This is a genomic window from Rhizobium sp. BK176 (assembly GCF_024808055.1).
The window spans coordinates 167,639-181,078 of sequence record NZ_JANUBV010000014.1; the positions used below are offsets into that span (position 1 = coordinate 167,639).

The 13,440-nt window shown below is 60.3% G+C and carries 14 protein-coding genes, 2 pseudogenes and 2 riboswitches; of the genes and pseudogenes, 7 read left to right on the plus strand and 9 right to left on the minus strand.

Going from position 1 to position 13,440, the window contains the following annotated elements; all coding sequences use genetic code 11:
* Positions 1-63: 63 nt before the first annotated feature.
* From gcvP to FHT76_RS30225, 4 genes are all read right to left on the minus strand, one after another.
* On the minus strand, positions 64-2,928 hold the full coding sequence (gcvP, locus tag FHT76_RS30210) for an aminomethyl-transferring glycine dehydrogenase (protein ID WP_183862565.1): 2,865 nt from the start codon (positions 2,926-2,928) through the stop codon (positions 64-66).
* A complete protein-coding gene (gcvH, locus tag FHT76_RS30215) occupies positions 2,928-3,290 on the minus strand; it encodes a glycine cleavage system protein GcvH (RefSeq protein ID WP_259128563.1) in 363 nt (120 codons plus the stop codon). The genes gcvP and gcvH overlap by 1 nt, the downstream gene beginning before the upstream one ends.
* Before the next feature lie 23 nt (positions 3,291-3,313).
* Positions 3,314-4,450: a glycine cleavage system aminomethyltransferase GcvT gene (gcvT, locus tag FHT76_RS30220; protein ID WP_183862563.1), complete on the minus strand. Its 1,137-nt coding sequence runs from the start codon at positions 4,448-4,450 to the stop codon at positions 3,314-3,316.
* A 74-nt stretch (positions 4,451-4,524) separates the two neighbouring features.
* A riboswitch (glycine riboswitch) is annotated at positions 4,525-4,605 on the minus strand.
* Between the two features lie 3 nt (positions 4,606-4,608).
* Positions 4,609-4,696: riboswitch (glycine riboswitch) on the minus strand.
* 113 nt (positions 4,697-4,809) lie between these two features.
* Positions 4,810-5,079, minus strand: a complete 270-nt coding sequence (locus tag FHT76_RS30225) for a hypothetical protein (RefSeq protein WP_183757418.1) — start codon at positions 5,077-5,079, stop codon at positions 4,810-4,812.
* 118 nt (positions 5,080-5,197) lie between these two features.
* On the opposite strand from FHT76_RS30225, the gene crcB reads away from it, so the two are divergent.
* The 7 genes and pseudogenes from crcB to FHT76_RS30260 all read left to right on the plus strand — a co-directional run bounded on the left by crcB (position 5,198) and on the right by FHT76_RS30260 (position 10,702).
* On the plus strand, positions 5,198-5,575 hold the full coding sequence (gene crcB / locus FHT76_RS30230) for a fluoride efflux transporter CrcB (RefSeq protein WP_183862561.1): 378 nt from the start codon (positions 5,198-5,200) through the stop codon (positions 5,573-5,575).
* Between the two features lie 89 nt (positions 5,576-5,664).
* Positions 5,665-6,660 (plus strand): RluA family pseudouridine synthase, encoded by a 996-nt coding sequence (locus tag FHT76_RS30235; protein ID WP_183862559.1) that lies wholly within the window; start codon positions 5,665-5,667, stop codon positions 6,658-6,660.
* A pseudogene (locus FHT76_RS30240) lies at positions 6,657-7,320 on the plus strand (HAD-IA family hydrolase). The gene FHT76_RS30235 and the pseudogene FHT76_RS30240 overlap by 4 nt, the downstream one beginning before the upstream one ends.
* Positions 7,313-8,098 carry an ATP12 family chaperone protein gene (locus tag FHT76_RS30245; RefSeq protein WP_183757415.1) on the plus strand — a complete coding sequence of 262 codons (786 nt, stop codon included), beginning with the start codon at positions 7,313-7,315 and terminating at the stop codon, positions 8,096-8,098. Before FHT76_RS30240 ends, FHT76_RS30245 begins: the two are co-directional and overlap by 8 nt.
* A gap of 70 nt (positions 8,099-8,168) precedes the next feature.
* Complete coding sequence (locus FHT76_RS30250) at positions 8,169-8,624, plus strand: hypothetical protein (protein WP_183862555.1); 456 nt, start codon at positions 8,169-8,171, stop codon at positions 8,622-8,624.
* 32 nt (positions 8,625-8,656) lie between these two features.
* Positions 8,657-10,189: an acyl-CoA carboxylase subunit beta gene (locus tag FHT76_RS30255; protein WP_259128568.1), complete on the plus strand. Its 1,533-nt coding sequence runs from the start codon at positions 8,657-8,659 to the stop codon at positions 10,187-10,189.
* Positions 10,190-10,315: 126 nt separating this feature from the next.
* Entirely contained in the window at positions 10,316-10,702 is a 387-nt protein-coding gene (locus FHT76_RS30260; protein ID WP_183757412.1) for a DoxX family protein, read from the plus strand.
* Between the two features lie 41 nt (positions 10,703-10,743).
* Here FHT76_RS30260 and FHT76_RS30265 read toward each other — a convergent pair whose 3' ends face one another.
* From FHT76_RS30265 to FHT76_RS30285, 5 genes and pseudogenes are all read right to left on the minus strand, one after another.
* The gene (locus FHT76_RS30265; protein ID WP_183757411.1) at positions 10,744-11,058 is read right to left on the minus strand and encodes a multidrug efflux SMR transporter; all 315 of its coding nucleotides are present in this window, start codon (positions 11,056-11,058) and stop codon (positions 10,744-10,746) included.
* Positions 11,059-11,191: 133 nt separating this feature from the next.
* Positions 11,192-12,025 (minus strand): S-formylglutathione hydrolase, encoded by an 834-nt coding sequence (gene fghA, locus FHT76_RS30270; protein ID WP_183862550.1) that lies wholly within the window; start codon positions 12,023-12,025, stop codon positions 11,192-11,194.
* Entirely contained in the window at positions 12,022-12,489 is a 468-nt protein-coding gene (locus tag FHT76_RS30275; RefSeq protein ID WP_183862548.1) for a YaiI/YqxD family protein, read from the minus strand. Before FHT76_RS30275 ends, fghA begins: the two co-directional genes overlap by 4 nt.
* 103 nt (positions 12,490-12,592) lie before the next feature.
* Entirely contained in the window at positions 12,593-13,171 is a 579-nt protein-coding gene (gene gfa, locus FHT76_RS30280) for an S-(hydroxymethyl)glutathione synthase (protein WP_183862546.1), read from the minus strand.
* A gap of 104 nt (positions 13,172-13,275) precedes the next feature.
* Positions 13,276-13,440: pseudogene (locus FHT76_RS30285) on the minus strand (S-(hydroxymethyl)glutathione dehydrogenase); the annotation flags it as partial.

The following is a 13,440-nucleotide window of genomic DNA, read 5'->3' on the forward strand; positions in this document are numbered from 1 at the left end:
GGACCTTTATCTTGTCGCGTTCGTGGAAAGGCCCTCCCTATGGAAGGAAGGGCCGTTTGCATATTATTCCGCAGCTTCAGCGTAGCTTTCGAGCGGCGGGCAGGTGCAGATCAGGTTGCGGTCGCCGAAGACGTTGTCGACACGGTTGACCGGAGACCAGTATTTGTCGACGCGGAAGGCGCCGGGCGGGAAGCAGGCCTGTTCTCTGCTGTAGGGACGGTCCCACTCGCCGACCAGATCTTCGACCGTGTGCGGGGCGTTCTTCAGCGGGTTGTTCTGCTTGTCGGAACGGCCTTCCTCTATGTCGCGGGCTTCCTGGCGAATTGCCAGCATGGCTTCGCAGAACCGGTCGAGCTCGGCCTTGGTTTCCGATTCCGTCGGCTCGATCATCAGCGTGCCGGCAACCGGCCAGCTCATGGTCGGCGCGTGGAAGCCGCAGTCGATCAGGCGCTTGGCGACATCGTCGACGGTGACGCCGGCGCTATCGACCAGCGGGCGGGTGTCGATGATGCACTCATGCGCCACGCGACCGGCCTCTGACTTGTAGAGCACGCCGTAGGCGCCCTTCAGCCGGGCGGCGATGTAGTTGGCGTTGAGGATCGCCACCTTGGTCGCCTGCGTCAGCCCTTCGCCGCCCATCATCAGGCAGTAGCTCCAGGAGATCGGCAGGATCGAAGCCGAACCGAAGGCCGCCGCCGAGACAGCACCGGGGCGTCCGTCGCTCTCCGGATGGCCCGGAAGATAGGGTGCCAGATGCGCCTTGACGCCGATCGGACCCATGCCCGGACCACCGCCGCCATGCGGGATGCAGAACGTCTTGTGCAGGTTGAGGTGGGACACGTCGGAGCCGATGTCACCTGGGCGGGACAGGCCGACCATGGCGTTCATGTTGGCACCGTCGAGATAGACCTGGCCGCCATGCTTGTGCACGAGGTCGCAGATTTCCTTGACGGTTTCTTCGAAGACGCCGTGTGTCGAGGGGTAGGTGATCATGCAGCAGGAGAGGTTCTCCGAATACTGCTCCGCCTTGGCGCGGAAATCATCCATGTCGATATCGCCGTTGTCGCGAACCTTGACGACCACGACCTTCATGCCGACCATCTGCGCCGAGGCGGGGTTGGTGCCGTGCGCCGAAGTCGGGATCAGGCAGACGTCGCGGTGACCGTTGCCATTGGCGATATGGTAGTTGCGGATCGTAAGCAGGCCCGCATATTCGCCCTGCGCGCCGGAGTTCGGCTGCATGGAAAAGGCGTCGTAGCCTGTGACGGCGCAGAGCTTTTCCGTCAGGTCGTCGATCATCTCTCGATAGCCGAGCGCCTGGTCAGCGGGCACGAAGGGATGGATATCCGAGAATTCCGGCCAGGTGATCGGCAGCATTTCGGCTGTCGCATTTAGTTTCATCGTGCAGGAGCCGAGCGGGATCATCGAGCGGTCGAGCGCCAGGTCGCGGTCCGAAAGACGGCGGATATAGCGGGTCATCTCGCTTTCGGCGCGGTTCATGTGGAAGATCGGATGCGTCAGGTACTCGCTGGTGCGGGCGAGGCCCTTGGGCAGGCGATAGCTGGGCTCGAAATCCGCCACGGCGAAATTGCCGCCGAAAGCGCGCCAGACGGCTTCCAGCGTCGCCGGGCGAGTGCGCTCGTCGAGCGACATGCCGATCTTGGTGGCGCCGACCTTGCGCAGGTTGACGCCTTCGGCGACCGCGGCGCGCAGGATGACGCCCTGCATGTGGCCGACATCGACGGTGATGGTGTCGAAGAAGGTTTCCGGCTCGATGGTGTAGCCGAGCCTTTCCAGGCCCTTGGCCATCAGCACGGCCTTCTGGTGGACCTGCTGGGCGATCGCCTTGATGCCCTTGGGGCCATGGAAGACGGCGTACATCGAGGCCATAACGGCGAGCAGCACCTGCGCGGTGCAGATGTTCGACGTCGCCTTTTCGCGGCGAATGTGCTGCTCACGCGTCTGCAGCGACAGGCGGTAGGCGCGGTTGCCGCGGGCATCGACGGAGACGCCGACAAGGCGGCCGGGCATGGCGCGCTTGTGCGCGTCCTTGACCGACATGTACGCAGCATGCGGACCACCATAGCCGACCGGAACGCCGAAGCGCTGCGAATTGCCGATGGCAATGTCAGCGCCCATCTCGCCGGGCGACTTCAGAAGCGTCAGCGCCAGAATATCCGCCGCGACGATGGCGATGGCGCCGGTCTGGTGCAGGCGCGAAATCAGGCCGGTGAAATCATGCACATGGCCATGCGTGCCCGGATACTGGAAGATGGCGCCGAAGACGTCGACCGGGTCCAGATCGGTGAAGGGGTTGCCGACGATGACGCTCCAGCCGAGCGGTTCCGCACGGGTCTTGATCAGCTCGATCGTCTGCGGATGGCAGTCAGCATCGACGAAGAAGGCTTTGGCCTTCGACTTGGAAACGCGCTCGGCCATGGCCATGCCTTCGGCAGCGGCAGTCGCTTCGTCGAGCAGCGAGGCGTTGGCGACGTCAAGACCGGTCAGGTCGCAGATCATCGTCTGGTAGTTCAGGAGTGCCTCGAGGCGACCCTGGCTGATTTCGGGCTGGTAGGGCGTGTAGGCAGTGTACCAGGCCGGGTTTTCCAGGATGGTGCGCTGGATAACCGGCGGCGTAATCGTGCCGTAGTAGCCCTGGCCGATCAGCGAGGTCAGGACCTTGTTCTTGTTGGCGGTTTCGCGCAGCTTGTCGAGCGCCTCGCGCTCCGTCATCGGCGCGCCCCAGACGAGTGGCGCTTTCTGGCGGATGGAGGGCGGCACGGTCGCGTCGATCAGCCCGTCGAGGCTGTTGTAGCCGATGACCTTCAGCATGTCGGTCATTTCGGCCGGCGAGGGGCCTATGTGACGACGATTGGCGAAGTCGTAAGGCTGGTAGTCGGTAAACTGGAATTCGGTCGGCGTCGTCATTACGCGGTGAGCTCCTTATAGGCCGCTTCATCGAGCAGGCCATCGGCATCGGCTGCATTGGCAAGCTTCAGCTTGAAGAACCAGCCAGACCCTTGAGGATCCGAATTGACCAGCGACGGATCGGCCACGATGGCGGGGTTCACTTCGGTGATTTCGCCGTCAAGCGGACAATAGACGTCAGAAGCAGCCTTTACGGACTCGACGGTGGCCGCATTGTCGTTCTTGGAGAAGGTGGTGCCGACTTCCGGCAGTTCCACGAAAACGAGGTCGCCGAGTTGCTCGACTGCGTAGGTTGTAATCCCAACCGTCGCGACGCCGCCTTCAATCTTCAGCCACTCGTGTTCTTCGGTAAACTTCAGCATGATTGTTCTCTCCGGAAAATGGTTTAGCGTTTGTAGGTCGGTGTAATAAAGGGAAGGGCGCTGACAGTGACGGGCAGGTACTTGCCGCGCACTTCGGCATAGACTTGCGTTCCAACGGCTGCCTGAGCGACCGGGACGTAACCCATCGCGACAGGACCGTCGACAGAAGGGCCGAAGCCACCCGAGGTCACTTCCCCGATCTCAGTCTTGCCCTCAGAATCGGCAAAGAGCTTGGCGTGGCCACGAACCGGGGCCTTGCCCTCGGGCTTCAGGCCGACGCGGCGGCGGGTAGCGCCGTTATCGAGTTCGGCGAGGATGCGCATCGCGCCCGGAAAACCGCCGGCACGAGCGCCGCCCGACTTGCGGGCCTTCTGCATGCCCCATTCCAACGCGGCCTCGACGGGCGTGGTGGTCGTGTCGATATCGTTGCCATAAAGGCAAAGGCCAGCCTCGAGACGCAGGCTGTCGCGGGCACCCAGGCCGATCGGCTGCACATCCGGGTGCTCAAGCAACCGCTTGGTGACATCCTCGGCCTTATCCGCGGGGATTGAGATTTCGAAGCCGTCTTCGCCGCTGTAGCCGGAGCGCGAAACGAGACAGGAAACGTCGTGCAATCGGCAATGCCGGACGTCCATGAACTTCATCGCGGCGACATCGGCCCAGAGTTCCGCCAGCACTTCCACGGCGCGGGGCCCCTGCAACGCGATCAGCGCCCGGTCGAGCACCGTGATGTCGCAGGTGGCGGCGAGATGCTTCTGGAGGTGCGCAAGGTCGGCATCCTTGCAAGCGGCGTTGACGACGACGAAGAGATGATCGTCGAGATGCGTGATCATCAGATCGTCGAGAATGCAGCCATTGTCATCGGTGAAGAAACCGTAGCGCTGGCGACCTTCCGCGAGGCCAAGAATATCAACAGGAACGAGGCTTTCTAGCGCTAGCGCGACGTCCTCGTACTTTCCCGATTTCGCCTTGATGACGACCTGGCCCATATGGGAGACATCGAAGACGCCGGCGGAGGTGCGGGTCTGGATGTGCTCCTTCATGACGCCGGCCGGGTACTGCACCGGCATGTCATAGCCAGCAAAGGGCACCATACGGGCGCCAAGCGACAGATGCAGCTGATGCAGCGGGGTTTTCTTGAGGGCAGCAGTATCGTCCAACGACGCCTCCGGGGTTTGCGCCTGGAATTCCATGCGCGGGCTCAAATCTTCAGGCGCGGTTGCGCCTTGCACTTCGAGCCCCCTCTGTCCCTATGCCTGAGATTGTTATCCCTTCGGCGAGCGTTTCGAGAACGCTTCTCTCCAGAGTTCCGTCTGCCCCTTGCTGGTCCTTTGGCCTGAGAGTTTCCGGGGCGGTTGCTCCTTCGGCACCGGTCGCAGATGACCGGCTTCTCCCAACAAGGTCGAGGCAATTATCTGGCCAGGACTGTACTTGGCAAGGGGGAATGTCGCCGCCGAGCAAATTTTTGTCGCGTGGCTTTTGCGTGCGGGGGCTACGTCGGAGAGGCGGCGGGCGAAACTCAGTTGTCGCTGTAAAGATCCAGGGCCTGTTGCAAACCTGCCTGTGGCTGCCGTTGGCCCATCGTCATCAGGTCCAGCGCGACCTCCGTCGACTGGATGATATTGGCCGCCTCTTCGACGTCTTGGCCGCTGGCGGCCCTGGTTTGACGGTCGGCGGCGCGGCGCGCTTCTTTGGCAGCCGTGCTTGCGGAGACGCGCTGAGGAATCCGCAGCGTTTCAAACGCTGCGGCAGCGGTGTTCGCGGATATGGTACCGACCAAGACTGTCATCGTTCCAAAATAGGCGTCCGATATTCTTAACTGGCTAAATTATTCGCTGGCATTTTATGCATCTTGATCTTCGCCGGAGATGGTTGGAATGTCCGGCGCGAGCAGAAAGAGACGACTCATGGTTCAGGCCCTCCTTGTCGCCGGCGGCGGCGCAATTGGTTCCCTCCTTAGATACTATGTCGGCCAGTGGGCTCTCAGGCTCGCCGGGCCGGCCTTTCCGTGGGGAACGCTAACCGTCAACGTCGTCGGCTGCTTCGTTATTGGCGTATTCGCGGAAATGATCGCTCGGCGCTTCGACGCATCGCCGGAATTGCGCTTGCTGCTGATCACCGGCTTTCTTGGCGGCTTCACGACCTTCTCGGCATTCTCGCTGGATGCGATCTCGCTGTTCGAACGTGGTGCGGCGGTCTCCGGCGCCGTTTATATCGTTGCCAGTGTCGGTCTGTCGATGGCAGCGGTCATCGCCGGCCTGGCGCTCATGCGCGCAATCTTGTGAGATTACGGTTTCCGTTTTCGGCAAAAATGCTCTAAAGGCAGCCGGAAAGGCCGCGTTTGGCGCGAGCGACATTTTCCGAAAGAGCACGAATGGCTGGGATTGAACATATAACGGTGGAACCCGATGAGGCCGGCATGCGGCTGGATCGCTGGTTCAAGATTCACTACCCCGGTCTCGGTTTTGGCCCGCTTCAGAAACTCATGCGTTCCGGGCAGGTACGTGTCGACGGCGGGCGCGTGAAAACGGATGCGCGGGTGCAGCCAGGGCAGGTGGTACGCGTGCCCCCGCTCGATGTCGATGCCAAGTCGAAAAACACGCCGATCGCTGCCCACGACCTGAAACACGGGGGTGACTACGAGCTTCTGCAGCGCATGGTCCTCCATGAAGACGACAAGGTGATCGTCTTGAACAAGCCAGCCGGTCTTGCCGTGCAGGGCGGGTCCGGTGTGACGCGGAATGTCGACAAGATGCTCGAAGCATGGACCAATCCAAAAGGCGAGAAGCCGCGGCTCGTGCATCGCCTTGACCGCGACACTTCGGGCGTCCTCGTTATTGCCCGTACCCGAGGCGCTGCACAAAAGCTGACGGCAGCGTTTCGCGAGCGCGATACCAAGAAGACCTATTGGTCGCTGGTGAGAGGCGTTCCGCGCAAGCACGAGGACAAGATATCGACCTGGCTGGTCAAGGAGGCGACCGCCGACGGCGACCGGATGCGTATCGCCAAACATGGCGAAGAGGGTGCCGATCACGCGGTATCGTACTATCGCGTCCTGGAAACCGCCGCGCAGAACCTCGCGTGGCTGGAGATGGAGCCCTACACCGGACGGACGCACCAACTGCGCGTCCATGCATTGCATATCGGCCACCCGATCATTGGCGACCCCAAATATTTCATCGACGACCCGAACTGGGATTTCCCGGGCGGCATCCAAAAGCGGTTGCACCTGCATGCGCGCAAGATCGACATTCCTCACCCCAATGGTGGGAGACTTCGCATAAGCGCGCCCTTGCCACCTCATATGGTGCAGACGTGGAACCTCCTTGGCCTCGACCTCGCATCCCAGGAGAGGGATGATGACGAATGAAACTCGCACTTTTCGATTGTGATGGAACGCTGGTCGACAGCGCGGCGCTGATCCATGAGGTGATGGCGCGAACGTCACTTCGGCCATGAAAGGCCTGATGTTTCGTTGACGAAGTCGATCATCGGGCTGACGTTGGATATCGCGATCGCACGGATGCAGGGAAAGCCTCACGTTGACGATGAGGCGATCGCGATGACGGCGCACTACAAGGCAATCTATGCTGGCGTTCGCGACGAACCCGGAATGGATGTACCGCTTTTCAATGGCATCAAGCCGCTGATTCATGGGTTGGCAGAGAATGATGACATCCTGATCGGCGCGGTAACCGGAAAATCGCGTCGCGGTCTTGTCCATATTCTCGAAACGCACGGTTTTGCACCACATTTTATCGTGTCGCGCACCGCAGACGACTGCCCATCGAAGCCACATCCAGCTATGGTAGTAGAGTGCTGCAGCGAGACCGGCATGAATCCCGCCGATGCCATCGTCATCGGCGATGCCGTCTACGACATGCAGATGGCGAAGGCCGCCGGCGCCAAGGCCGTCGGCGTAAGTTGGGGCTATGCGAGCGTGGACGATCTGGTGGCTGCCGGCGCGGACAGTATTGTTCGGCAGCCGAGCGATATTTTGAAGCACTTTTCCGAGGTGAAGCATGCGTGATCTGTTAAACGACATAGCGGAAGGATTGAGCCATCCCGACCCGATCCGTCGCGCCCAGATCCAGATGAAGAAGCCATTGCCGAAGCGCTTCTACAAGGCGGTCACGATCGGGGAACTCGATGAAGGCTTTTCGATCGAGTTGGACGGCAAGGCAATCCGGACGCCGGCCCGAAAACTGCTGGTTGTGGCCACGAAGCCGCTCGCAGAACTCGTCGTGCGCGAGTGGGAAGCACAGACCGAGCTCATCGACCCGTCGACCATGCCTGTGACACGGCTCGTCAACACGGCTATCGACGGGGTTGCGACCGACACCCAGGCCGTCTTCGAAGATATCCTGCGTTTCTCCTCGAGTGACCTTCTTTGCTATCGCGCGGACGGGCCGGAAGCGCTCGTCGAGCGTCAGAAAGAGCTTTGGGATCCGGTGCTTGATTGGGCCGCAAACGCACTCGGTGCGCGCTTCATCCTGATCGAAGGCGTCATGCATCACGATCAACCAGGAGACGCGATTTCCGCATTTTCATCGGCATTGAGACGGCACGACGGCCCGACCGCACTGGCAGCCTTGCATACCGTTACGACGTTGACCGGTTCCGCGCTGCTGGCGCTTGCCTTTGCGGAAGGCATTCTGTCGGCAAAGAAGGTCTGGTCGCTCGCGCATCTCGACGAAGACTGGACGATCGAGCATTGGGGAAGCGACGAAGAGGCCGAGGAACGGCGCGAGAAGCGCTTCGAAGACTTCAAGGCTGCGACGGACGTTTTTTTAGCCCTGAAAGGCTGAAACATGTTGCGTTGCGCCGGGTTATCGCGAAAATCTGCGAGTCTATCGGGGGCGGATGCGGATTTTTTGAATGAACTGGCTCAGGTCGTGCTTTTTTCGGGTTGCGCTTATCTGTATCGCCCTGGCCTCGTGCTCGATTTTTGCAAGAGAGCAACCTGCGCCCATTTATGACGTCCGCAGCGCGGTTGTCGTCAGCCCGCAGAAGATATCGCCGACAATCCTTGCCGGTGTAGGCGATCGGGTGAATGCCGCGATCAATGCCACGGTGCGGACCGAGGTCTATCCGCGTGTTGTGTTGACCATCCGGATTCTCTCGGTCGAAAAAGGTCAAGGCTTCGACAAGAGCCGAAATGTCGCCAAGGTCAGCATCGATGCCGCGTCCGTTGACGACGGATCGGTCATTGCCGTCAGCGCGTTCGAGGTGACAAGCTTTTCCGGCAACCCCGCAGCAGCCGACGAGATCCTCGCCGAGGATATTGCCGCTCGCATTCGTTCCGCTTTCTCGCTGCGCGCTGGACGCGCCTGAACCAGCCGCGCGATCCGCGGCGAGGAGTATCCATGAAGGAAATTCTTGAAGAGCTCGAACGTCGCCGCGGCATCGCACGGCTTGGCGGAGGCAAGGCACGTATCGATGCCCAGCACCAGCGCGGCAAGCTGACGGCGCGGGAGCGGATTGATCTGTTCCTCGATGAGGACTCCTTTGAGGAGTTCGACATGTTCGTCGAGCATCGATCGAGCGACTTCGGAATGGAGAAGTCGCGCATTGCAGGCGACGGCGTGGTCACGGGCTGGGGAACGGTCAACGGGCGGACGGTCTTCGTTTTCGCCAAGGATTTCACGGTATTCGGGGGCTCGCTCTCCGAGGCTCACGCCGAGAAGATCATGAAGGTGCAGGACATGGCGCTCAAGAACAGAGCGCCTATCATTGGCATCTACGATGCCGGTGGTGCCCGCATCCAGGAGGGGGTGGCCGCACTGGGCGGCTATGCCGAGGTATTCCAGCGCAATGTGCTCGCATCCGGTGTCATTCCTCAGATTTCCGTCATCATGGGACCGTGCGCCGGCGGCGATGTCTATTCGCCCGCGATGACCGACTTCATCTTCATGGTCCGCGACACGTCCTACATGTTCGTGACCGGTCCGGACGTGGTGAAGACGGTGACCAACGAGACTGTTACCGCGGAGGAGCTTGGTGGCGCCTCCGTGCATACGACCAAATCTTCGATTGCCGATGGCGCCTACGACAATGATGTCGAGGCATTGCTCCAGGTTCGTCGGCTGATTGATCTTCTCCCGCAGTCGAACACGTCACCGGTGCCGGAAATCGAATGTTACCAATCGGTGACGGATGTCGATGCATCCCTGGACACTCTGGTGCCAGCGAATGCGAACAAGCCCTACGACATCAAGGAGCTGATCCTGAAGACGGTGGACGAGGGCGATTTCTTCGAGATCCAGTCGAGCTTCGCCAAGAATATCGTCTGCGGCTTCGGCCGCATTGAGGGATCGACGGTCGGCTTCGTCGCAAACCAGCCGATGGTCCTGGCCGGCGTGCTCGACAGCGATGCCTCACGAAAGGCGGCACGGTTCGTCCGCTTCTGCGATTGCTTCAACATACCTGTTGTAACCTTCGTCGACGTGCCGGGCTTCCTACCGGGAACCGCACAGGAATATGGCGGTCTCATCAAGCACGGCGCCAAGCTGTTGTTCGCCTATGCGGAGGCGACGGTGCCGAAGCTGACGGTGATCACACGCAAGGCGTTCGGCGGTGCCTACGACGTCATGGCGTCGAAGCATCTGAGGGGCGACTTGAACTATGCCTGGCCGACAGCTCAGATCGCCGTCATGGGAGCGAAGGGCGCCGTCGAGATCATTTTCCGCAAGGACATTGCAGATCCCGAAAAGATCGCAGCGCATACCAAGATGTACGAAGACCGGTTCCTATCGCCGTTCGTTGCCGCCGAGCGCGGCTATGTCGATGAGGTGATCATGCCGCATTCAACCCGCAGGCGGCTGGCGCGGGGTCTCAAGATGCTCCGCAACAAAGATCTGAGCAATCCCTGGAAGAAGCACGACAATATTCCGCTCTGAGGAGTCTAAAGTGGGGAAAGCTAAGGAAAATCAACAGGAAGTGATCGCCCGTCAGCGATCCGTGTCTTCTTTCCTATTGGTGAAGCAGCTAACGCTCCGCTGTCTTTACTCAAAAGGAGAGTCTACATGGAACGACTGAGCGCATATCAGCCCTACGCGCTTGCCGCCCTGCGCATCATTGCAGCGCTGCTGTTTATTGAACACGGAACGATGAAACTTTTCGCGTTCCCGGCCGCGCAGATGGAAGGACCATTGCCGCCCTTGCTCTTGGCTGCTGCGCTGCTTGAAGTGGTCGGTGGGCTGCTTGTGCTGATTGGCCTGTTCACGCGACCAGTCGCCTTCATCCTGTCGGGCCAGATGGCCGTTGCTTATTTCATGGCACACGGATCAAAGGCATTCTGGCCGGCACTGAATGGCGGGGAAGCAGCAATCCTGTTTTGCTTCATCTTCCTGTTCATTGTCTTCGCCGGCCCCGGCGCTTTGTCGGTCGACCAGCGCAAGGCCGCGGCGTGATTTTTTGAGGACTGTGGCCGGGCAACCGGCCACAGTCCCGGTCATGCCGTCAACTTCAAGCCGCCGATCCCGGCGACAATCAGCACGATACACAGTAACCGCGGTGCAGTAGCGGGATCGCCCAGCAGCCACACCCCGAGCAACACAGTGCCGACGCTGCCGATGCCCGTCCAAACAGCATAAGCCGTTCCGATTGGCAGCGTCTTCACCGCGAGACCGAGAAGAACGACACTTGCCACCATGCAAATGGCCGTCAGCGTTGTCGGCACAAAACGCGTGAATCCATCGGTATATTTCAGACCGATCGCCCAGCCGCACTCGAATAGTCCGGCGAGAAAAAGTAGAAGCCAAGCCATCATATCTTCCTTGTTGAGAACAGAGCCCACGCCCTACACGGTCGGGATCCAGATGGAATCCGTTCCGTAACGGAAGCGGTTCAACTCAGGTAGGAATGCATGCCTTGGCCATACCACCCGTTTCTTGCTTGCCTTAGGCAAGTCGCTCAGCATGCCACTTCAGATGATCGTCCATGAAGGTCGAAATGAAGTAGTAGGAATGGTCGTAGCGCTCATGCAGGCGCAGGGTAAGCCTGATGTCGGTTTCCTTGACAACGTTTTCAAACAGCCAGGGACGCAGCCCATTTTCGAGGAAGCCATCCGCTTTGCCTTGGTCAATCAAAAACTCGGGAAAACGTGCTCCGTCGCTTACCAAAGCGCAGGCATCATACTTGCGCCACGCTGCACGGTCGGCGCCCACGTACTTTTCGAACGCCGGAGCCGACCAGTCCGCAGTCGACGGCTCCACAATCGGCGCGAACGCCGAGCAACTCTTGAAGCGTTCGGGGTTCCTGAGTGCGATCGTCATGGCCCCATGGCCGCCCATCGAATGGCCGAAGATGCCTTGGCGGCTCATGTCCATCCGGAAGTGCTGGCTGACATAGGCCGGAAGCTCTTCGGTAATGTAGCTATACATCTGATAGTTTTCCGACCACGGCTTCTCGGTGGCATCCAGGTAGAAACCTGCGCCTTTGCCCATCTGCCAGTTGGTAAGCTCGTCGGGAACATCATTGCCACGCGGGCTTGTGTCCGGGCAGACAATGATCAGGCCGAGCTCTGCAGCCATGCGCCGATATTCGCCCTTTTCCATGACGTTCGCATGTGTGCACGTTAAGCCTGAGAGATACCAGAGGACCGGGCAGGGCTCCTTGATTGCCTTCGGCGGAACAAAAACGGCGAAGGTCATCTCGCACTTGCAGGCCTCGGACTCGTGCGTGAAAACACCCTGCATGCCGCCGAAGGCGGTCGTCTGGGAAATGATGTTCATTCTTTGTCGTCCGTTCTTGGGGTAAGCGCCTTGGCCCGGCGGCACAGGCGATCGAAAGTTTCGAGGAAGCGGGAGCGATCCTTGGGGCCAAAGGCGGCGTTGTAGCCCTTGCTTTCGCCGGTCTCTCGCAAGTGGGCACCGAGATCGCGCATGGCACTGGCCATCCCGATATTCGTATCATCAAAGACGCGACCAGTCGGGCCGGTGACAAGCGCGCCAGTCGCCACGCAACGGACCGCGAGCGGAACATCGGCAGTGATAACCACGTCGCCTGCGCCGGCATGTTCGGCAATCCAGTTGTCGGCGGCATCGAAGGAGGCCGAGACGATGACATTGTGGACCATCGGGTCGCGGGAAGGGCGCAGACCGGAATTGGCCACGAAGGTCACTTCGATGCCGTGGCGTTCGGCTACCTTCAGAATTTCCGGCTTCACCGGGCAGGCGTCTGCATCGACATAAATCATGTACTTCAATCTGCTTTGACGGAAACGCTACGCGGCCCCGACGGGCGCGTAGCGACGGTTCGTTCAGGTCTCTTAGGCCAACGACTGCCATTCGTTCAAGACGTCAGGCTTCCCTGAGCGTGCCTGCCTTCTTCGCCACCCAGGTTGCGATGACATCCATCAGGGTCGGGTTCAGGCAATCGTAGGGCGTGAGGCCGAGTTCGTTCAGGCGGCCACGGACACCCGCCATTGCCGAAGGCGGTGTGCCCGATTCGATGATCGACGAGACGAAGGCGGCGAATGTCGGCTCCGCCCAGCCGCCTTCCTGAAAGCGTTCCGGATGAATGAAATCGAGCCCCTTGAACGCATGATCCCTCTCCACCGGTCCATACATGTGCACCCCGCATGCCTTGCAGGCATGGCGCAGGATCAGCGCGTCCGGATCGACGACCTGCAGCTTGTCACCATTTTCCAGCACGCTGACGTTTTCATGCGGGGTGACGGCGACGACCGAAAAAACGGCTCCCTTTGGCTTCCAGCATTTCGTGCAGCCGCAGGCGTGATTGTGGGCGACGTTGCCCTTGATCGCGACTTTCACGGGGCGGTCGGAGCAGGCGCAGACCAGCGTGCCGCCATTGAAATTCGCCTGGCCCTTCGTCACGCCGCCGTCGAGGACGGGGTGTATTGATACTTGACTTGGCATGTTCAGCTCCTCCTCCTTGGCTGCCCACAGCTCCCAAATCAGGGTCAATTTGCGAAAAAGCCGCAGGCCATTTCAAAACAACGCCGCATTCCCTCGTCCTCGTCTCAATACAGTACCACGCTTCGGATGCTTTCGCCGGAATGCATGAGCTCGAAGCCCTTGTTGATGTCTTCCAGCGGCATGGTGTGGGTGATCATCGGATCGATCTCGATCTTGCCCTGCATGTACCAGTCGACGATCTTCGGGACGTCGGTGCGGCCGCGGGCGCC

Coding starts and splice junctions, on each gene's coding strand:
- FHT76_RS30255 (WP_259128568.1), top strand. CDS start 8,657: ATGAAGGAAATTCTTGAAGAGCTCGAACGTCGCCGCGGCATCGCACGG.
- FHT76_RS30275 (WP_183862548.1), bottom strand. CDS start 12,489: ATGATTTATGTCGATGCAGACGCCTGCCCGGTGAAGCCGGAAATTCTG.
- FHT76_RS30235 (WP_183862559.1), top strand. CDS start 5,665: ATGGCTGGGATTGAACATATAACGGTGGAACCCGATGAGGCCGGCATG.
- FHT76_RS30265 (WP_183757411.1), bottom strand. CDS start 11,058: ATGGCTTGGCTTCTACTTTTTCTCGCCGGACTATTCGAGTGCGGCTGG.
- FHT76_RS30225 (WP_183757418.1), bottom strand. CDS start 5,079: ATGACAGTCTTGGTCGGTACCATATCCGCGAACACCGCTGCCGCAGCG.
- gcvP (WP_183862565.1), bottom strand. CDS start 2,928: ATGACGACGCCGACCGAATTCCAGTTTACCGACTACCAGCCTTACGAC.
- gfa (WP_183862546.1), bottom strand. CDS start 13,171: ATGCCAAGTCAAGTATCAATACACCCCGTCCTCGACGGCGGCGTGACG.
- FHT76_RS30260 (WP_183757412.1), top strand. CDS start 10,316: ATGGAACGACTGAGCGCATATCAGCCCTACGCGCTTGCCGCCCTGCGC.
- fghA (WP_183862550.1), bottom strand. CDS start 12,025: ATGAACATCATTTCCCAGACGACCGCCTTCGGCGGCATGCAGGGTGTT.
- FHT76_RS30250 (WP_183862555.1), top strand. CDS start 8,169: ATGAACTGGCTCAGGTCGTGCTTTTTTCGGGTTGCGCTTATCTGTATC.
- gcvH (WP_259128563.1), bottom strand. CDS start 3,290: ATGCTGAAGTTTACCGAAGAACACGAGTGGCTGAAGATTGAAGGCGGC.
- FHT76_RS30245 (WP_183757415.1), top strand. CDS start 7,313: ATGCGTGATCTGTTAAACGACATAGCGGAAGGATTGAGCCATCCCGAC.
- crcB (WP_183862561.1), top strand. CDS start 5,198: ATGGTTCAGGCCCTCCTTGTCGCCGGCGGCGGCGCAATTGGTTCCCTC.